At 75.7% G+C, this 19,763-nt stretch carries 15 protein-coding genes; 5 read left to right on the forward strand and 10 right to left on the reverse strand.

Annotation, left to right across the window (positions count from 1 at the left end; translation table 11 throughout):
* Window positions 1-5: 5 nt before the first annotated feature.
* From AC1050_RS03420 to AC1050_RS03430, 3 genes are read right to left on the reverse strand one after another with little or no spacing between them, the layout of a single operon-like run.
* A complete protein-coding gene (locus tag AC1050_RS03420) occupies window positions 6-1,184 on the reverse strand; it encodes an alkaline phosphatase family protein (RefSeq protein ID WP_482385971.1) in 1,179 nt (392 codons plus the stop codon).
* 2 nt (window positions 1,185-1,186) lie between these two features.
* Entirely contained in the window at window positions 1,187-1,756 is a 570-nt protein-coding gene (locus AC1050_RS03425; protein ID WP_482385972.1) for a DUF5998 family protein, read from the reverse strand.
* A 60-nt stretch (window positions 1,757-1,816) separates the two neighbouring features.
* A complete protein-coding gene (locus tag AC1050_RS03430) occupies window positions 1,817-4,603 on the reverse strand; it encodes a bifunctional acetate--CoA ligase family protein/GNAT family N-acetyltransferase (protein WP_482385973.1) in 2,787 nt (928 codons plus the stop codon).
* Between the two features lie 108 nt (window positions 4,604-4,711).
* Between AC1050_RS03430 and AC1050_RS03435 the strand changes: the two genes are divergently transcribed.
* A complete protein-coding gene (locus AC1050_RS03435; protein WP_482385974.1) occupies window positions 4,712-7,225 on the forward strand; it encodes a DNA gyrase/topoisomerase IV subunit A in 2,514 nt (837 codons plus the stop codon).
* A 212-nt stretch (window positions 7,226-7,437) separates the two neighbouring features.
* Here AC1050_RS03435 and AC1050_RS03440 read toward each other — a convergent pair whose 3' ends face one another.
* Genes AC1050_RS03440 through AC1050_RS03450 form a run of 3 tightly spaced genes read right to left on the reverse strand, consistent with a single transcriptional unit; the run spans window position 7,438 to window position 11,173 of the window.
* Window positions 7,438-7,911, reverse strand: coding sequence for a MarR family winged helix-turn-helix transcriptional regulator (locus tag AC1050_RS03440; RefSeq protein ID WP_482385975.1), 474 nt, complete (start codon window positions 7,909-7,911; stop codon window positions 7,438-7,440).
* A gap of 20 nt (window positions 7,912-7,931) precedes the next feature.
* Window positions 7,932-8,972: a GNAT family N-acetyltransferase gene (locus tag AC1050_RS03445; RefSeq protein WP_482385976.1), complete on the reverse strand. Its 1,041-nt coding sequence runs from the start codon at window positions 8,970-8,972 to the stop codon at window positions 7,932-7,934.
* Between the two features lie 53 nt (window positions 8,973-9,025).
* Window positions 9,026-11,173, reverse strand: a complete 2,148-nt coding sequence (locus AC1050_RS03450; RefSeq protein WP_482385977.1) for a DNA gyrase/topoisomerase IV subunit B — start codon at window positions 11,171-11,173, stop codon at window positions 9,026-9,028.
* Between the two features lie 173 nt (window positions 11,174-11,346).
* Here AC1050_RS03450 and AC1050_RS03455 point away from each other — a divergent pair, with 173 nt between their 5' ends.
* Window positions 11,347-11,574, forward strand: a complete 228-nt coding sequence (locus AC1050_RS03455) for a DUF7455 domain-containing protein (protein ID WP_482385978.1) — start codon at window positions 11,347-11,349, stop codon at window positions 11,572-11,574.
* A gap of 424 nt (window positions 11,575-11,998) precedes the next feature.
* Here the strand turns inward: AC1050_RS03455 and AC1050_RS03460 are convergent, their stop codons facing one another.
* The 3 genes from AC1050_RS03460 to AC1050_RS03470 form a co-directional block, all read right to left on the reverse strand.
* Entirely contained in the window at window positions 11,999-13,543 is a 1,545-nt protein-coding gene (locus tag AC1050_RS03460; protein WP_482385979.1) for an RNA polymerase sigma factor, read from the reverse strand.
* 277 nt (window positions 13,544-13,820) lie between these two features.
* A complete protein-coding gene (locus AC1050_RS03465) occupies window positions 13,821-14,219 on the reverse strand; it encodes a universal stress protein (protein ID WP_482385980.1) in 399 nt (132 codons plus the stop codon).
* A 126-nt stretch (window positions 14,220-14,345) separates the two neighbouring features.
* Window positions 14,346-15,839 (reverse strand): DUF4192 family protein, encoded by a 1,494-nt coding sequence (locus AC1050_RS03470; protein ID WP_482385981.1) that lies wholly within the window; start codon window positions 15,837-15,839, stop codon window positions 14,346-14,348.
* Window positions 15,840-15,965: 126 nt separating this feature from the next.
* On the opposite strand from AC1050_RS03470, the gene AC1050_RS03475 reads away from it, so the two are divergent.
* Window positions 15,966-16,472, forward strand: coding sequence for a hypothetical protein (locus AC1050_RS03475; protein WP_482385982.1), 507 nt, complete (start codon window positions 15,966-15,968; stop codon window positions 16,470-16,472).
* Between the two features lie 17 nt (window positions 16,473-16,489).
* Entirely contained in the window at window positions 16,490-17,608 is a 1,119-nt protein-coding gene (locus tag AC1050_RS03480; protein ID WP_482385983.1) for a polyprenyl synthetase family protein, read from the forward strand.
* Window positions 17,609-17,679: 71 nt separating this feature from the next.
* On the opposite strand, the gene AC1050_RS03485 is transcribed toward AC1050_RS03480, so the two are convergent.
* A complete protein-coding gene (locus AC1050_RS03485; protein WP_482385984.1) occupies window positions 17,680-18,105 on the reverse strand; it encodes an Rv2175c family DNA-binding protein in 426 nt (141 codons plus the stop codon).
* A 251-nt stretch (window positions 18,106-18,356) separates the two neighbouring features.
* On the opposite strand from AC1050_RS03485, the gene AC1050_RS03490 reads away from it, so the two are divergent.
* The gene (locus AC1050_RS03490) at window positions 18,357-19,754 is read left to right on the forward strand and encodes a LysM peptidoglycan-binding domain-containing protein (protein ID WP_482385985.1); all 1,398 of its coding nucleotides are present in this window, start codon (window positions 18,357-18,359) and stop codon (window positions 19,752-19,754) included.
* Window positions 19,755-19,763 lie beyond the last annotated feature (9 nt).

The following is a 19,763-nucleotide window of genomic DNA, read 5'->3' on the forward strand; positions in this document are numbered from 1 at the left end:
GCGCGTCAGGTGTGCACCGCGAGCAGCGGCACCCGGACCTCGGTGGACGTGAGCGAGCCGTGCACGCCGACCAGCGTCAGGGACGCGGGCGTCTGGGTGCGCGAGTCGACCACGGTGGCCCGGCCGGTCGTCGCGACCACCAGGTCGCCGAGCAGCGGCCGCACGTGGTCGGCCACCGGCCCGAACAGCCCGGCGGCGACCGCGTCGTCCCGGCGGAGCACCACCGCGGCGCCGCCGAGCACGTCGGACCAGCGGTCGTGCGCGGCGTCGGCGTCGGCGCCGTCGGTCAGGTGCACGTGCAGGGCGCGCGGCTCGCCGGCCACGAGCTCGACGTCGGTCGCCAGCGCCGGGGTGGCGCCGACGTCCCAGCGCTGCGCCAGGTCGACGTCCACCATGCCGTGGTCGGCCGTGACCACCACGGACGCGCCGCGCGGCAGCGAGCGCACCAGCCGGCGCAGCTCGCCGTCGAGCGCCTCGAGCGCCTCGCCCCACTGCCAGGACCCGACGCCCTCGTGGTGGCCGGTCTTGTCGACGTCGCCCCAGTACAGGTAGACCAGGCCCGGCTCGCGCAGCAGCCGCAGCGCGGCGTCCACCCGGTCGCCCAGCGACTCGGCGGCGCGGTAGCCGCCGCCGCGCAGGGCGGCCTCGGTCAGGCCGGAGCCGTGGAACTTCTTGGGCCCGACGGTGGTGACGGTGACGCCGTGCGCGACGAGCCGCTCGAACACCGTGGGCTCGCGCTGCCACTCCCGCGCCGGGCCGAGGCCGTCCCACGACACCATGTTGGCGAGCCGGCCGTCACGCGGGTTCCGCACCGAGTAGCCCACCAGGCCGGTGCGCCCGGGGCTGGTCCCGGTGCCGAACGAGCCCATCGACGCGGCCGTCGTCGACGGGTAGCCGGCGGACAGCGGCGTCACCGCGTCCAGCTGCGACCGCAGGAACGGGGCGTGCCCGGCGCGCTCCACGAGGTTCTCGAAGCCGAGCCCGTCCACCAGGACGACGCACACCCGGTGCGTGGTCGGCAGCCCGAGCTGGGCGCGACGCGCGGCGCCGTCGGGCACGGGGACGCCCAGCGCGTCGGCGACGGCGGGCAGCAGCCCCGACAGCGAGGGCCCCTCGTAGTCCGGCAGCACCAGGCCCGCGTCCGCGAGCCGGGCCGGCACGGTCGTGGACGCGGCGGCGGTCATCGTCAGCGCGCGCTCGCCGCGGACAGCCGCCGCGCGAACGCCACGGCGTCGCGCACCGCACCGGCGCCCTCGGCGACCGCGCTGACCCGGACCACCACGTCGTCGGGGGTCAGGGTGCCGGTCAGCCCGTGGTCCGCCTCGCAGGCGGGGTCCGCGCAGGTGGCCGGCTCCAGGTCGACGCGGGACACCGCGCCCCACCCGATGGCGAGCGTGAGCTCGGTGGCCGGGGTCCCGGGCGCGTGCTGCTCGGGCGAGCCGATGACGTGCGTCAGCGCCACGGAGCGCAGCTCGGACAGCGGCACGGCCTCGGTGGTCGCGGCGGCGCTGGCCGACGGGTGCTCGCTGTCGGCCGGGTGGTCGTCGACGTGCGCGACCACCAGCCGGGTCGGGGTCAGCGCCAGGACGGTGACGTGCCGGCGGACCTCGGACGCGTCGAAGGTGGTCTCCGGGTGCACGAGGTGCGCCTCGACGGGCTCGTCCGCGAGGGCCACGTCGAGGACGTCGGCCACCAGGTCCGGGTAGTACCCGGCGCGGTGCAGATCACGGAGGAGGTCGGTGGACGGTGCAGGCACCCGGACATCCTCCCACCGCCGGGCGGGTGCGTCACAACCCGCCTCCGGCCCGTGCCGCGATCAGACCGGCAGGGCCCGCCGGGGTCCGTCCGCCCGGGCCGCCGCGGCACCCACCCGGGCCGTCGCGCCGAGGACGTGCGCCCCCTGCACCGCGACCGCTACGGGGTTGACCTCCAGGTGCAGCAGCTCGGGCAGCTGGTCCGCCAGCACGGACACCCGCGCCAGCACGTCCTCGAGCGCCGAGACGTCCAGCGGCGGCACCCCGCGGTAGCCGAACAGCCGGGGCGCGGACCGCGGCGCGCGCACCATGTCGGCGACGTCCACGTCGGTCAGCGGCGGCACGGCGAACGCGACGTCCCCGAGCAGGTCGGTCGTGTCGCCGCCGAGGCCGAACTCCACCACCGGCCCGAACAGCGGGTCCTCCGAGGTCCGGATCACGCAGGCGACGCCGTGCGGTGCCATCGCCTGCACCTCCAGCGGCGCGCGCCCGACCTCCGGCGCGTGCCCGGCGGCGAGCGCCAGCACCTGCGCGACGTCGGCGCGCAGCTCGGCCTCGTCGTGCACGTCCAGCCGGACGCCGCCCAGGTCGGACCGGTGCCGCAGCGCCGGCACGGTCGACTTGAGCGCGACGGGCCAGCCGAGCCGCCCGGCCGCGGCGACGGCCTCGTCGGCGTCGTGCACCCCGACGGACGGGAACACGTGCACGCCCGCCAGCGCGAGCAGCTCCGCGGTCCGCGCGGGTCCGAGGTCGAGGGACGCCGGGCGGCCCGCCTCGTCCAGCCACGCGTCGACGAGCTTGCGGGCCGTGCGGGCGTGGATGCCCTCGGGGTGCACCAGCCGGCCGCGGTCCGCGGCGCGCCAGGCGGCGTACCGGACGGCGTGGCCGAGCGCGAGCACCGCGTCCTCGGGCGTCGTGTACGCGGGGATGGTGCGCAGCTGCCCGTCGGCGTCCGGCGCGGTCAGCTCCGGCGTCGCGCCGTGCAGGCCCAGCAGGCACGCCACGGACGTGCGCCCGGAGCCCGCCGCGTGCCGCGCGAAGGCCTGGGCGACCCGCTCGTCCCGCGGTCCCACGGTCGGCACGTGCATCGTGATGACCACGTCGACACCCGGGTCGGCGAACACCTCGGCGAACACCCGGTCGACGCGCGCGTCGTCGGCGTCCTCGGGCAGGATCTTCGGCGGCTGCGGCACCATCAGGTCCGCGGCGAGCGCGGCCTCCGTGACCAGCGCGGCAGCGGCGGACGACGAGGCGACGACCGCGGCGCGCCGGCCCGGCGGCAGCGGCTGCAGGGCGAACAGCTGCGCCATCTCCAGCATCTGGTGCACGTTGTCGACCAGCACCACGCCGGACCGGCGCATCACCTCCTCCAGCGTGTGCCGGGAGGTCTGGGTCGGCCGGACGGCGTGCCCCGGCGGGACCACGTGCCCCGAGCGGCCGGCGGTCACCACGACGACCGGCTTGGCCGTGGCCAGGCGCCGGGCCACCCGGGAGAACTTGCGCGGGTTGCCGATCGACTCCAGGTACAGGGCGACCACGTCGGTGGTGTCGTCGTCCTGCCAGAACTGCATGAGGTCGTTGCCGGACACGTCGGCGCGGTTGCCGGCCGAGACCAGGTGCGCGAGGCCGAGGTGCCGGCGGCGCACCGAGCCCAGGATCGACACGGCCGTCGACGCCGACTGGCAGAACAGGCCGATCCGGCCGGCCGGCGGCGGGTCCTCGGTCAGCGACGCGTTGAGCAGCCCGCCCGCGGCGTGGGACAGGAAGCCGTAGGACCGCGGGCCGACGACGCGCATGCCGGCGGCGTGCGCCGTGCGGAGCAGCGCGCGCTGCAGCGCCAGGCCGGTCGGACCCTGCTCGGCGAACCCCCCGGACAGCACCACCACGCCGCGCACGCCCAGGCGGCCCAGCGCGCGGACGGCCAGCACGGCCTCGGCGGCCGGCAGCGCGAGCACCGCGAGGTCGACCGGCCCCGGCACGTCGTCCAGCGAGTCCCAGTACCGGGCGGTGCCCGCGTCGTCCGCCGGCGCCGCGCGCCCCACCACGTGCACCTGCACCGCCCGGTCGTCCCCGCCCGCCGGGTGCACCGCGCCGGTGCGGTCCGCGGCGTCGGTGCCCAGCCCGCCGCCCGCCACCAGGTCGGCCAGCGCGCGGGCGGCCCGGCGGTCGTCGAGCGAGCCCGGCTCCGCCGAGGGCGAGGACAGCACGACGACCGACCGGGCCGTCAGCAGGCTCTGCACGCTGCGCGCCTCGGCCGAGTGCTCCCGCGCCATCATCACGGCGAGCGACCGGTCCGTCGGGTCGATGTCGAACGACACGGAGACCACGCCGTCCTCGAGCTGCTGGCGCAGCGAGTACCCGGCCTCCCGGAACACGGCGATCATCCGGCCGTTCTGCGGCAGCACCTCGGCGATGAACCGGCGGATCCCGCGCTCGCGCGCCGCGGCGGCCAGGTGCTCCAGCAGCACCGACCCGAGCCCGCGGCCGTGGTGCGCGTCGGCGATGTTGAACGCGACCTCGGCCTCGTCCGGCGCCACCTTGTCGTACCGGGCGACGCCGATGATCGCGTCGTCGCCGGTCACGGCGACCAGCGCCACCCGGTCCCGGTGGTCGACCGTGGTGAACCGCGCGAGGTCCCGGTCGGGCAGCCGCTCGAGCGCGGCGAAGAACCGCAGGAACGTCGACGCCTCCGACTGCCCGACGTGGAACGCCTGCAGGGCGTCCGCGTCCTCGGGGCGGATCGGGCGCACGTGCGTGGTCGTGCCGTCCCGCAGCACGACGTCGGCCTCCCAGTCCGCCGGGTAGTCCGCGTCGTCCTGCGGACGGGTCTCCCCCGTGACCTCGGCCATGCCCCCGAGCCTATCCACCCCGCCCGCCGCGCGTCGTGGTGGCCCGCAGGGGCGATCAGCGGGGACAATGAGCCGCCCACACCGACGACCCCGGGAGCCCGAGTCCGCATGGCGCGCCGCAGCAGCACCCCCGACGTCCCGCCCGAGGACGTCGCCGAGCGCATCGTCGACATCGACGTGACGACGGAGATGGAGGGCTCGTTCCTCGAGTACGCCTACTCCGTCATCTACTCGCGCGCCCTGCCCGACGCCCGCGACGGCCTCAAGCCCGTGCAGCGCCGCATCCTGTTCCAGATGCACGACATGGGCCTGCGCCCGGACCGCCCGTACGTGAAGTCGGCGCGCGTCGTCGGGGAGGTGATGGGCAAGCTGCACCCGCACGGCGACAGCGCGATCTACGACGCCATGGTCCGGATGGCGCAGCCGTTCTCGCTGCGCCTGCCCCTGGTCGACGGGCACGGCAACTTCGGCTCGCTCGACGACGGCCCCGCCGCGTCCCGGTACACCGAGGCGCGCATGGCGCCGTCCGCGCTCGCGATGACCGCCGGCCTGGACGAGGACGTCGTCGACTTCGTCCCGAACTACGACAACAAGCTGACCCAGCCCGGCGTGCTGCCGTCCGCCATCCCGAACCTGCTGGTCAACGGCGCCTCGGGCATCGCGGTCGGCATGGCCACCAACATGGCGCCGCACAACCTGGTCGAGGTCGTCGCCGCCGCCCGGCACCTCGTGCTGCACCCGGAGGCCACCCTCGACGAGCTCATGCGGTTCGTCCCCGGGCCCGACCTGCCCAGCGGCGGCAAGATCATCGGCCTGGACGGCGTGCGGGACGCGTACCGCACCGGCCGCGGCGCGTTCCGGACCCGCGCCACCGCGCGGGTCGAGAACGTCACCCCGCGCCGCAAGGGCATCGTCATCACCGAGCTGCCCTACACGGTCGGCCCCGAGAAGGTCATCGAGAAGATCAAGGAGGGCGTGCAGTCCAAGAAGCTCTCCGGCATCGCGGACGCCCTCGACCTGACCGACCGGCAGCACGGCCTGCGCATGGTCATCGAGGTCAAGACCGGGTTCAACCCCGACGCCGTGCTCGAGCAGCTGTACCGGTACACGCCGCTCGAGGACTCGTTCTCCATCAACAACGTGGCGCTGGTCGACGGCCAGCCGCGCACCCTCGGGCTGCGCGACCTGCTGCAGGTCTGGGTCGACCACCGGATCTCCGTGGTGCGGCGCCGCAGCCAGTTCCGCCTGCGCAAGAAGCAGGACCGCCTGCACCTGGTCGAGGGCCTGCTGGTCGCCATCCTCGACATCGACGAGGTCATCCAGGTCATCCGCTCCTCGGACGACGCCGACACCGCGCGCACCCGCCTGCGCCAGGTGTTCGACCTGTCCGAGCCGCAGGCCGAGTACATCCTCGAGCTGCGCCTGCGCCGCCTGACCAGGTTCTCCCGCGTCGAGCTGGAGGCCGAGCGGGACGAGCTCGTCGAGCAGATCGCCGCCCTGCAGGCCCTGCTCGCCGACGAGGCGCTGCTGCGCGGCGCCGTCTCCGACGAGATGGCCGAGGTCGCCGCCACCTACGGCACGCCGCGCCGGACCATCCTGCTGGAGTCCGCCGGCGGCACCGTGACCGCCGCCGAGGGCGCCCCCGCGCCCCGCCGCGGCGCGGCCCCGGCGCTGTCGCTCGAGATCGAGGACACCCCCTGCTACGCGCTGCTGTCCGCCACCGGGCTGGTCGCGCGGACCGGCAGCGCCGACGTCGGGCTGCGCCCCGCCCCGGGCGCCGGGCGGTCCCGGCACGACGTGCTGGCCGGCACCGTCGCCACCAGCACCCGCGGCGACGTCGGCGTGCTCACCTCGCGCGGCGTGGTCCGCCGCGTGTCGGTCCTGGACCTGCCCGGCCTGCCGCCGACCGACGGCGCCCCCAACCTGTCCGGCGGCCTGCCGCTGACCGAGCTGCTCGCGCTGGAGAAGGGCGAGCGCGTCGTCGGCCTGGTGTCCGTCGCGGCCGACGCCCCGACGCTCGCCCTGGGCACCGCGCAGGGCGTGGTCAAGCGCGTCACCTCCGGCGAGCCGCCCGCCAACCGCGACTCGTGGGAGGTCATCGCGCTCAAGGACGGCGACGAGGTGGTCGGCTGCGCCGCGGTCGCCGAGGACGACGAGCTGGTGCTGGTGGCCTCCGACGCCGCGCTGCTGCACTTCCCGGCGTCCGCCGTCCGCCCGCAGGGCCGGCCCGCGGGCGGCATGGCCGGCATCAAGCTCGGCGCCGGGCAGAAGGTCGTGCACTTCGGTGCCCTGCCGGCCCAGGCCCTCGCGGCCGGTGCCGGCGAGGACGACGAGCCGGTCGTGGTGACCGTGTCCGGGTCGTCGACCGCGCTGCCGGGCACGCAGCCCGGGTCCGCCAAGGTGACGCCGTTCTCCCGCTACCCCGGCAAGGGCCGGGCCACCGGCGGCGTCCGGGCGCACCGGTTCCTCAAGGGCGAGGACACGCTGATCCTCGCCTGGGTCGGACCCGCGCCCGCGCGGGCCACCGGCTCCGCGGGGCAGCCGGTCGACCTGCCGGAGCCGGACGAGCGGCGCGACGGCTCGGGGCAGCTGCTCACGGCACCGGTGCTCGCGGTCGGCTGACCGCGCCGGCCGGCGCCGGCATGGGGTGCGCACGCCCACGCGCCCGCGGGTGGGCGTGCGCGGGCACGCGCCGCGTGCGCGGGCCGAGGTCGTGGCGCCGAGATAGGGCCTCCGCGTCGAGGTAGGACCTCCGCGGGCCCTATCTCGGCGGAATGGACCTATCTCGGGGTACGAGCCGCCGTCGACGGGGCGCGCGTGCGCCCGCGGGTGGGTCAGCGGCCGGTGCCGGCCTCGGCGATGCGGGCGCGGACGAGCGACGACACCTCGACGAGCGAGCGCACCTGGTCCTCGTCGAGCGGCGCCAGCAGCAGCGTGCGCACGATCTCCCGCCGGGTCCGCTGGGCGTCGCGCGCGGCGGAGACGCCCTTCTCGGTCAGGCACACGACCGTGCCGCGCGCGTCCTGCCGGTCGCGGGTGCGGGTCACGAGACCGCGCTGCTCCATCCGCCGCAGCTGGTGCGACACCCGGCTGTCCTGCCACTCCGCCGCGGCGGCGAGGTCCTTCGCGCGCAGCCCGGAGGGACCGGCGGCGAGCAGCGGCTCGAGCAGCTCGAGGTCGGCGACGGACACGTCCGCCTCCGCCCCGAGCCCGCGCTCGAGCGCCGTGAACATCTCCCGGGAGAGACCCAGGTACATCCGCCAGGTCGAGTCCTCGTCGACCTGCGCGCGCCCGTCAGCTGGAGCCATGGGCACAGCGTAGGGCCCGGTCACACCTCGATGGTGGTCATCACGGAACCGTGCGTGACCTCGTAGCCCAGGCTCGCGTACAGGCCGTGCGCGCCGGACGGGTTCTCGGTGTCGACGTCGAGCTCGGCGTACTGCATCCCGTCCTCCCGGAACGACCGCATCGCCGCGGTCAGCAGCGCGGGCGCCAGGCCCCGGCCGCGCCACGCGCGCCGCACGCCGAGCAGCTCGGTGTAGCCCGACGTGAAGCCGGCCAGGGCCCAGTCGTGCTCGTACCGGCCGGACAGGGTGTAGCCCGCGACCTCGCCCGTCGCCTCGTCCAGCGCGACGTGGCTCCACTGCGGCGCGAACATCGCCCGGCCGACCTGCCAGGACTCCGGGGTGCGCGGCTCGCTGCCCCAGTGGTCCGCGAACGCCTCGTTGTGCGCGACCCGCACGGCGTCGTCCAGCTCGGCCGACCACGGCACGATCCGCACGCCCTCCAGGGGCCGGGGCTCGGGCAGCGGCTGCGCGAGGTCCCGGCGCATGTCCGTGAAGTACCGGGCGGGCGCGAACCCGGCCGCGGCGTGCAGGGCCAGGGCGTCGGTCCGGTGGTCCTCGATGAACGCGGCGATCCGGCCCGGAGCGTCCTTCCCGGACTCCGCGAGCTTCTGCCGGGCGCGCGCGACCCCCCAGGTCAGCATCGCGCGGCCGATCCCGCGCCGGCGCCAGGCCGGGTCGACCCCGCCGCCGACGTAGACCCGGATCACCCGCACGTCGCCGGGCGGGGCCTCCAGCGTCAGCCAGGCGCGCGGCACGCCGTCCGCGTCGAGCCCGACCCGGGAGTCGCGCACCGGGTCCTTCCAGTCGCCGTCGAAGGCCTCGGCGACCTCGACCTCGCTGGTCCGGAACGGCTGGGCGTCCGCGTCCTCGACGCGCGCCATCAGGGCGAACAGCGCCGGGACGTCGTCACGGCCGAGCGGTCGCCAGGTGAGCCCGGTGGTGGCGGGGTCGGGCTCCGGCAGGGTCGCGGGGGGCGCGGCGCGCTCCGCCAGCGGCAGCGAGGTGGTGGTCGTGTCGGGCATGCGGACCACGGTGCACGACGAGGTGGCGTCGTGTCACGCGGAATCGCGACTGCTCAGGCGTCGATCTGCGAGGCGTCCAGCGTCGAGGCCCCGGCGACGATGAAGTCCTTGCGCGGAGCGACGTCGGAGCCCATGAGCAGCTCGAACGTCTCCTCCGCGCTGCGCACCAGTGCGTCGGCGTGCTCCGCCGCGGGCAGGGTCACCCGGCGCAGCGTGCGGTGCCGCGGGTCCATCGTCGTCTCCGCCAGCTGGTCGGCGTCCATCTCGCCGAGGCCCTTGTAGCGCTGGATGTCGTCCTTGTACCGCTTGCCGGCCCGGTCGAGCTTCTTCAGCGTCGCCGCGAGCTCCGCCTCCGAGTACGTGTAGATGTACTCGTTCTTCCTGCTGCCGGCACCGATGACCTCGATGCGGTGCAGCGGCGGGACCGCGGCGTACACGCGACCGGCCTCGACCAGCGGCCGCATGTACCGGAAGAACAGCGTCAGCAGCAGGGTGCGGATGTGCGCACCGTCCACGTCGGCGTCGGTCATCAGGACGACCTTGCCGTACCGGCGGGCGTCCAGGTCGAACGTGCGGCCGGAGCCGGCGCCGAGCACCTGGATGATCGCCGCGCACTCCGCGTTGCGGAGCATGTCGGAGATCGACGCCTTCTGGACGTTGAGGATCTTGCCGCGGATCGGCAGCAGCGCCTGGTAGTCCGAGGAGCGCGCGAGCTTGGCGGTGCCGAGCGCGCTGTCGCCCTCGACGATGAACAGCTCGGTGCGCTCGACGTCGTCGCTGCGGCAGTCCGCGAGCTTCGCGGGCAGCGACGAGGTCTCCAGCGCGGTCTTGCGGCGCGAGATCTCCTTCTGCTTGCGGGCCGACACGCGCGCGCGCATCTCCCCCACGACCTTGTCGAGCAGCGCGGCGGACTGCGCCTTGTGCTCGCGCTTCGCGGAGGTCAGCAGGCCGGTCAGCTCGGTGTCGACGACCTTCGCGACGATCGCCCGGACCGGGGCGGTGCCGAGCACCTCCTTGGTCTGGCCCTCGAACTGCGGCTCGGCCAGGCGCACGGTGACCACGGCGGTGAGGCCGGCGAGCACGTCGTCCTTCTCGATCTTCTCGCCGCCGTCCTTGGCGGAGATCTTCAGCCGGCGGGCGTTCGCCTCGACCTGCTTGCGCACGGTGCGGAGCAGCGCCGTCTCGAACCCGGCCAGGTGAGAGCCACCCTTGGGCGTCGCGATGATGTTGACGAAGGTGCGGACCTCGGTCTCGTAGCCCGTGCCCCAGCGCAGCGCCACGTCGACCTCGCAGTCGCGCGTCACCTCCTGCGGCGTCATGTGGCCGCGGGCGTCCAGCACCGGCACGGTCTCGGTGAACGAGCCCGAGCCGGTCAGCTGCCACGTGTCCGTGACCGGGGCGTCGGGCGCGAGGAAGTCGGCGAAGTCCACCGTGCCGCCGTCGTGCCGGAACACCTCCTCGTGCGGGCCCTCGGCGCCCGGGGTGCCCGGCAGCCCGCGCTCGTCCCGGACCGTGATGGTGAGGCCCGGCACCAGGAAGCTGGTCTGCCGCGCGCGGGTCACGAGCTCGTCGTAGGAGAACACCGCGGTGCTCGGGAAGATGTTCCGGTCCGCCCAGTACCGGATGCGCGTGCCCGTGCGGCCCTTGGCCACCTTGCCGACCACGTCCAGCTGCGAGCGCGCCACGAACGGCTCGAACGGCGACGACGGACCCCGGCCCGCCTTGTCGTCGAACACGCCCGGCTCGCCGCGGTGGAACGTCATGCGGTGCGTCTTGCCGCCGCGGTCGACCTCGACGTCGAGGCGCTCGGACAGCGCGTTGACCACCGAGGCGCCCACGCCGTGCAGACCGCCCGAGGCCCCGTAGGAGCCGCCGCCGAACTTGCCGCCGGCGTGCAGCTTGGTCAGCACGACCTCGACGCCGGTCAGGCCGGTCTTCGGCTCGACGTCCACCGGGATGCCACGACCCGTGTCGCGGACCTCCACCGAGGAGTCGGCGTGCAGCACGATGTCGATCCGCTCGCCGTGCCCGGCCAGCGCCTCGTCGACGGAGTTGTCGATGACCTCCCAGAGGCAGTGCATGAGGCCCCGGGAGTCGGTGGAGCCGATGTACATGCCCGGTCGCTTGCGGACGGCCTCGAGGCCCTCGAGCACGGAGAGGTGGCGGGCGGTGTAGCTGGACTCGGCGGATGCGGTCGACACGACGCCGAGGGTAGTCGCTCGCGCCCACACACCCGTGCTGCCCCGCCGCACGGGGGCGCGGACCTCTGCGTCGTGTGCGCGAGATGTGTCGGGCAGGTGACATCCGCTTCGCGGTGAGCGAACCACCCGCTCCCGACGGGAAGGATCCGGCCCGGAGATGGTTGTATGACAACGTGACGGAGACGATCGAGACCACGAACCCGCTGACCGCAGCCGACCGCTGCGACCGGTGCGGCGCTCAGGCCTACGTCCGCGTGCAGCTGCCCGTGGGCGAGCTCCTGTTCTGCGCCCACCACGCTCGCGAGCACGCGCCGAAGTACTCGGCGCTCGCGACGCACGTCCAGGACGAGACCGACAAGCTCCTCGCCGAGCACGGCGCGGGAGCGGGCGCCGCTCGCTGAGCGCACGACCCAGGCGGCGCACCCGGACCGGGTGACGTCGCCGCGAGACCTTCGGACGGGCCCGTCCGGCAAGAGCCGGGCGGGCCCGTTCGCATGCCCGGCCCCGTTCGCGCTGCGGAACCCGTCCGCGCGCCCCGGCGGCGCCCGCGTGCTCTCTCGTGCCCGGCGAGCCCGCGACCGCCCCTCCCCCGGGCGCTCGTCACGCCGCGGCCCAGGTGGAGCGCCTGCGCCGAGGTAGAGCCACCTCGCCGAGGTGGAGCGACGTGCCGCTCGACCTCGACCACATCGCTCTACCTCGACGCCGGGTCGCGTCGACCGGCAGGCGGGCGGACACCGGCCTCAGGGAGGCCGGGGCGGACCACAGAGGCCCGGGTACGCGGAAGGCCCGCCTCCCTCGCGGGGGGCGGGCCTTCTGCGGTGCGGCTCAGTCGAGGTAGTCGCGCAGGACCTGCGAGCGGCTGGGGTGCCGGAGCTTCGACATGGTCTTCGACTCGATCTGCCGGATGCGCTCGCGCGTCACGCCGTAGACCTTGCCGATCTCGTCGAGCGTCTTCGGCTGGCCGTCGGTCAGGCCGAACCGCATGGACACGACCCCGGCCTCGCGCTCGGACAGGGTGTCGAGCACCTGGTGCAGCTGCTCCTGCAGCAGCGTGAAGCTCACGGCGTCCGCGGGCACCACGGCCTCGGAGTCCTCGATGAGGTCACCGAACTCGCTGTCGCCGTCCTCGCCGAGCGGGGTGTGCAGCGAGATGGGCTCGCGACCGTACTTCTGGACCTCGACGACCTTCTCGGGGGTCATGTCGAGCTCCTTGGCGAGCTCCTCCGGCGTGGGCTCGCGGCCCAGGTCCTGGAGCATCTGCCGCTGGACGCGGGCGAGCTTGTTGATGACCTCGACCATGTGCACCGGGATGCGGATGGTGCGGGCCTGGTCGGCCATGGCGCGGGTGATCGCCTGCCGGATCCACCAGGTGGCGTACGTCGAGAACTTGTAGCCCTTGGTGTAGTCGAACTTCTCGACCGCGCGGATCAGACCGAGGTTGCCCTCCTGGATCAGGTCCAGGAACAGCATGCCGCGGCCGGTGTAGCGCTTGGCGAGCGAGACGACCAGACGGAGGTTGGCCTCGAGCAGGTGGTTCTTCGCGCGGCGGCCGTCGCCGGCGATCCACTGCAGCTCGCGGCGCGCCTTCGGCTCGAGCTCCTCGCCGATCGCGGCGAGACGCTCCTCGGCGAACAGGCCGGCCTCGATGCGCTTGGCGAGCTCGACCTCCTGCTCGGCGTTCAGCAGCGCGACCTTGCCGATCTGCTTCAGGTAGTCCTTGACCGGGTCCGCGGTGGCTCCGGCGGTGACGACCTGCTGCGCCGGCGCGTCGTCCTCGTCGCGGTCGGACACGACGAAGCCGGTGTCCTCCTGCTCGGGGGTCTTCGCGGCCGCGGGAGCCGCCTCGGTGGTCTCGGAGTCCTCGGCGGTCTCCTCGACCTCGGCGACCTCGACCTCGACGTCCTCGATCTCGACGTCCTCGATCTCGTCGACGTCGGGCTCGTCGTCGTCCTTGGCCTTCGTGGCCTTGGTCGCCTTCACGGGCTTCGCGGTGGCGGCCTTGCCGGTGGTCGCCTTCTTCGCGGCCGGCTTGGCGGCGGCGGCACGGGTGCGCTTGGCGGCGGGCTTGGCCGGCTCCTCGCCGTCCTCGGCCGCGACGGTGGCGCGGGTCGACGGGCGGGCCTTCGCGGTGGTCGCGGCGGCGACGCGCGGCGCCGCGGCCGTCGGCTCCGAGACCGTGATGCCGGCGTTGGCCAGACCGCGCACGACGGCCTTCAGCCGCTTGGCGTCCTCCACCTGGGCGGCCTCGCACGCCGAGCGCAGGGCAGCGGCGTCGACGCTCCCGTTGGTGCGCCCGACGCGGACGAGGTCCTGCAGGGCGGGGTGCTCGAACTCGCGCGGGAGGGTGGGGGTGGAAGTCTGGGGCGTCACGAATGACCTTTCGGCAGCAAGGGACCCGGTTCGGCGCATCGGGTACCTCGATATTGTACCGGCCCGCGCCCACGCAGGGGCGCCGCCGTCCGGGCGGCGAGGCCCGTTCCGGCAGACCGGATGACCTGTCAGATCTGCTCAACGCACGGGCGCCGTGAAGGATTCCCCGCGGAGCCACCCGGGCGTGTCACCTGGACGCCCGGCGCCGGTCGCGACGGGCCGCGCCGCACCCGGCCGCCCCGGTCGCGTCGGCGACCGGCGGCCGGGGCCGCCGGCCTCAGCTCGGGTCGGGCTTGACCGCGAGGACGGGGCACGGCGAGTCGAGCAGGATCCGCTGCGCGTTGGCCCCGAGGATCAGCTTGCCGACCGGGCTGCGGCGGCGCAGGCCGATCACGATGAGGGACGCGTCGGTCTCCTCCGCCGTGCCGATCAGCGACTCCGCGACGTCGCGGCCGCCGGAGATCACCCGCACGTCGTGCGGGACGTCCCGCGCCCCCAGGGACCGCCGCACCTCGTCCAGGGCGGTCGTCAGCTCGGCCTTCTGCTCGTCGGACTCGTCGCCGCGCTCGCTCACCACCACGACCAGCGTCTCGGCCCGCCGGACCGCCTCGCCCGTCGCGGCGGTGAGGGCTGCCTGGCCCTCGACCGTCGCCAGGTACCCGACCACGATGCTCATGGGTGCTCCTCGCACATTGCTCCACGTCCCGGGCCGGGCACCGGAGCGCCCTCGCGCGGGTGCGGCCGTGGACCGTGCTCCGACGGTACCGGACTGTCTCGCCCGGCACGACCGACGCCGACGCGCTCAGCAGCGACGACGCAGCCACCCCGGCGGCAGGCCGTACCCGAGCGCCCGGTCGAGCAGCTCGGCGAGCCGGTGCCCCGGGTCCTGGTCGAGCGCCCGCTCCACCAGGACGGACGCCCGCACGGCGTCGCCGCCCCACCAGGCGAGCAGCGCCAGCAGGGTGAGAGCGGGCGCCTGGCGGTCGCGCCGGCCGTGCGCGACGACGCGCTCCAGGACGGCACGCGCGGCGTCCACGAGCTCGTCGTCGGGCTCGCGGCCCCCGACCGGGTCGACCATGAGGTCGAGCGCGTCCCGCACGCGCCGGGAGACGGCCCGCGCTCCGTCGGAGCCGGGACCGCCCGCGGCACCGCCCGCCCGCCGGCCGTCCGGGTGGTGCTGGTCCTCCGGGGCGCGCGGGGCGTCCGGGTCGTCGTCCTCGGCCGCACCGTCGTCGTCGTGGCCGTCGACGTCGTCGTGGCCGTCGACGTCGTCGTGGCCGTCGAGGCCGTCGGGGTCCTCCGGGTCGTCCGGATCGCCCGGCTCTCCCGGGTCGCCCTGACCCGTCGCCCGCGCGACTCCGAGCCCGTCCGGCGCCGCGCGCACGAGCGCGTCCGGCAGGCCGGCGTCCCCGCCGACCAGGGTGAGCACCACCGCGTCGCGGACGACGGGGTCCAGCAGCCCCGCCTCGACGCGGCCGAGCACCGCGGCGCGGACCGGGGCGCCCGGGTCCGCGCGGGTGGCCGAGAGCGCCCCGCGCCAGCCGTCCAGCGAGCGCTGCCGCCACCGGAGCACGGCCGCCGCGTCGTCCGACCGCAGCAGGGTGTCGAGACAGCGCGACCGTGCGGCGGCGGCGCTCCGCCTCGGCCCGGGCGGCGCGGGCCGGATCACGCCCACGTCGTCGCGGCTGGGTGCCACCGTGCCCCTGCCCACGAGCCGGCCCGCGAGCTCGCCCCCGCGGAGGTCGTCCAGCGGGCGCCCGCCGGGCGGGCAGCAGCCGCGGTCGCGGCAGTCGAGGCCGAGGTACCGGTCGCCGGTGACGTACCAGACGGACACGGGTCCCAGCTGGGCGGCGGCGTGCCGGGCCTCCTCCGCGGCGCGCACCACGTCGGCGCCGGGGGCCGGACGCAGGCCGCGGGCGGCGTCGCGGGGGTCCGCCTCGTCGCCGTAGACGACGACCACCACCTCGCGGGCGCCGTCGGCGTCCAGGTGCGCGACCGCGCCGGCGACCAGGACGGCGCCGTCCGGCGCCAGCACGTCGGCCACGTCCAGCCGTGCCACGAGCCCGACGGTGCGGCCCGGCGGGCGCAGCGCCACCAGCACGACCGAGCCCTGCGGACGGAACCCCAGCTGGTGCGGCACGAGGGTGAGCAGCTCGCGGGTGTGCTCGAGCCGCAGCGCGGTGCGCCCGAGCGCCGCGGAGCGGGCGGGGCGCCCGGACCGGGCGGTCGAGGTGGTCGGGTCGGCGTGGTCGCGGTCGGTCGTCGGCGGCGTCGGCCGCGGCGTCGTGGTGGTCATGCGCCCACCCGACCCGATCCGCCCCGGCTCCGACGGTCGCGCCGGCCCAGGCCTGGGGACGACGCGCGCACCGGCGGGCTGTGGAGGACTCGGCGCCCGCTCGTGGAGCGGCGCTACTGTGGCGCCGTGCTCCCCCGTCCTGCCGCCGTCGTCCTCGTCGCGCTCGCGACCCTCACCACGGCGGCCTGCACGGGCACGACCGGGTCGCCGGCGCCGACGGCCTCGACGTCCGCGGACCCGGCACCGTCGCCCGGCGAGTCGCTGCTGCCCAGCCCGACCGCGACCGGTTCCGCCGTCGGGGACCTGGCACCCGGGTTCCCCGCGGACCTGGTCACCCCGCCGGACGGCAGCGAGATCCTGGTGTCCACCGCGGCGACCGACGACGCGACCGGCCTGACGACGATCAGCCTGAACCTGCGCAGCCCCCTGGAGACCGCGGCCCTCGTGCAGGGGGTCCGCGACCAGCTGGCCGCGGGCGGGTTCACGGAGACGGTGGTCGACCCCGGGTCGACCGGGCTGGCCGCCACGTCGACCTTCACGCGGGGCACGGACGGCGTCGAGCTGCTCACCCTCGGCGTGCTGGACCGGGACGGGGTCCGGACGCTCACCCTGGGCGGGTCCGTCCGGCTGTGAGGCCCTAGGCTCGCCGCGTGAGCCCCCGCACCGCCCCCGTCGACGCCGAGGACCTCCGCTCCCGGGTCGACGCCCTGCTCGTCGAGCACGTCGAGGAGCTGCTGCCCGAGCTCGTGGCCTCCGGTGCCGGCGCGGCCGAGCTGGCCGAGGCGCTCGGCGTCATGCTCACGGGCGGCAAGCGGCTGCGCGCGGCGTTCTGCTACTGGTCCTGGCGTGCGCACGGCGGCGACCCGGACTCCCCGGACGCCGAGGTCGTGCGCCGGGTCGGCGCCGCGCTCGAGCTGTTCCAGGCGGCGGCGCTGTTCCACGACGACGTGATGGACGACTCCGACACCCGCCGCGGCCTGCCGGCGGCGCACCGGCGGTTCGCCGCGATGCACGCCGAGCGCGGGTGGTCCGGGGACCCGCGCCGGTTCGGGGAGTCGGCCGCGATCCTGCTGGGCGACCTCGCCCTGGTGGCGAGCGAGCGCGAGTTCGTCCGCGCCGTCGCCGGCTGCGCACCGGAGCGCCGGGAGGCCGCGCACGCGGTGTTCGAGCGGATGCGCACCGAGGTGACCGTCGGCCAGTACCTGGACCTGCTGGCCCAGGTGCTGCCGTGGGGCGAGGACCCCGCGGCCGACGAGGAGCGCGCCCGCGAGGTCGTGATCGCGAAGGCCGCGCGCTACAGCGTCGAGCACCCGCTGCTGCTCGGCGCGGTGCTGGCCGGCGCCGACGACGCGGCGCTGGCGACGACCAGCGCGTTCGGCCTGCCGCTCGGCGAGGCGTTCCAGCTCCGCGACGACCTGCTGGGGGTGTTCGGCGACCCCGCGGCCACCGGGAAGCCCGCAGGCGACGACCTGCGCGAGGGCAAGCGCACCGTGCTGGTCGCACGGGCGATGGCGCACGCCCGCGCCGCGGGTGACACCGGGCTGGCCGCCGCGCTGCACGCGGGCCTCGGCGACCGGGACCTGGACGACACGGCCTGCGGTGCGCTGGCGGACCGGATCGCCGCGAGCGGCGCGGTCGACGACGTCGAGGCGCTGATCGCGGAACTCGGCGGGCGCGCGTTCGCCGCGCTGGCCACGGCGCCCCTGGGCGAGGACGGCCGCGCCATGCTCGTCGAGCTCGGGCACGCGGCGGTCGACCGCCGCGCCTGACGGGACGCACCCGGCCCCGCGGCCGGGTCGGCCGCTGCGGCCCCGGCGTCGAGGACCGCGGCGGCCGGGCGTCAGAGCGCCTGGGCCCGACGGCGGATCTCGGTCTTGTGCCCCGCGCGCAGCGCGTCCACCGGGCGACCCGGCAGGGACTCGTCGGGCGTGAACAGCCAGGCGATCGCCTCGGCGTCCGTCAGGCCGACGTCGCCGAGCACGCTCAGCGTGCCCTGCAGCGAGGCGAGCACGGTGGCCCGGGCCACGGGGGCGTCGTCCTCGTCGTCCTCGTGCGCGTCGCGCGCCGTGGGGTTCGCCGCGTCGACCGGCACGACGAACGCGGCCGGGATGCTGAGCACGGGCGGGCTGCCGCGCCGGATGCCGACCAGGCGGCGCTCCTTGAGCAGGCGGCGGACCTTGCCGGCGTCGAGACCGAGCTCGTCCGCCACGTCGGGCACGGTCAGCCAGGAGTCGACCAGGTCATCGGGGTGGGGCTCTGCAGTCACGCGGACCAGGGTATCGACACCCGCGCGGTGACACGTCCGGACGCACCCGTTCCCCCGTGCGGCGCAGGCCGCTCGCCCGGGGGTGTGAGGAATGCAGGAAAGAGCCGCTGGTCAAACGGACAAAAGCCCACGCCGACTTCCCAGCCCCCGGAGCGTGCACTACCGTCGCACTAGTCACACGAGTCACACGCGCCTCACAGGCCACGTGCACCACACCGGCACCACGTTCTCTCAGCACAGGGGTTCCCACCATGACGCAGCCCGCCCTCGCCCTCGCGGACCAGGTCGCTCGCACCCGCGAGGACGGCTCGCCGACCCGCGGAGCCGGTCGCCGGGCCCGCCGGCTCGCCACGGGGACCGGTGCCATCGCGATCGCCGCGGTCGCGGTCACCGCCACGGGCGGGGTCGCCCACGCGGACGAGGAGTACACCGTCCGCAGCGGCGACACCGTGAGCCACATCGCCGCGAAGCACGGCACCTCGGTGCAGGCGGTCCGCAGCGCCAACGGGCTCGACGCGCGGGCGTCCATCCAGGCCGGCCAGCGGCTCACCGTCCCGACCGGCTCCCCGGCACCCGCCGCGCGCCCGGCGGCCGCGCCGTCCGCGAGCACGCACACGGTCGCGTCCGGCGAGACCGTCTCCGCGATCGCGCAGCGCTACGGCACCACCGTCGCCGCGATCGTGTCCGCCAACGGCCTGGACTCCCGCGCCTTCATCCGCGTCGGCCAGACGCTCACCGTCTCCGGCGCCGGGGCCCCGGCGGCGAGCACCCCGGCCGCACCGGCCGCCGCCGGCACGCACACGGTCGCCTCCGGCGAGACCGTCTCCGCGATCGCCCAGCGCTACGGCACCACGGTCGCGTCGATCGTGTCCGCCAACGGCCTGGACTCGCGCGCGTTCATCCGCGTCGGCCAGACGCTGCGGGTCTCCGGCGCCGCGGCCGCGAGCCCCGCTCCCGCCGCGCCCGCCGCGGCGCGCGGTGCGCACACGGTCGCCTCCGGCGAGACCGTGTCGTCGATCGCGCAGCGCTACGGCACCACCGTCGCCGCGATCGTGTCCGCCAACGGCCTCGACTCCCGGGCGTTCATCCGCGTCGGCCAGTCGCTCACCGTCCCCGGTGCCGGGCAGGCCGCCCCGGCCGCCGCCGCACCCGCAGCCGGCACCACGCTGGTCGGCAACACGTTCCTCGGCCGCACGTACGCGCCGACGGTCGTCGCCTCGGCCAACGCCAACAAGGCGACCCTGCTCGCGATGGGCGTGCCGTCCAAGGCCGAGATGCAGGCGAAGGTCGCCGCCACCGCGCGGTCGATGGGCGTCGACCCGAGGCTGGCGCAGGCGATCGCGTTCCAGGAGTCGGGGTTCAACCACACGTCGGTGTCGCCGGCCAACGCCATCGGCACGATGCAGGTCATCCCGAGCTCCGGCGAGTGGGCCGAGCAGCTGACGGGCCGCGAGATCAACCTGCTGGACCCGGACGACAACGTCGTCGCGGGCGTGGCGATCCTGCGCCAGCTGGTGACGACCTCCCCCGACCTGTCCACGGCCATCGCGTCGTACTACCAGGGCGCGTCCTCGGTGAAGCGGAACGGCATGTTCAGCGACACCCGGCGGTACGTCGCCAACATCCAGACGCACATGGCGCGGTTCTAGCGGGCCCCG

The organism is Cellulomonas sp. NEAU-ZC6, assembly GCF_056844425.1.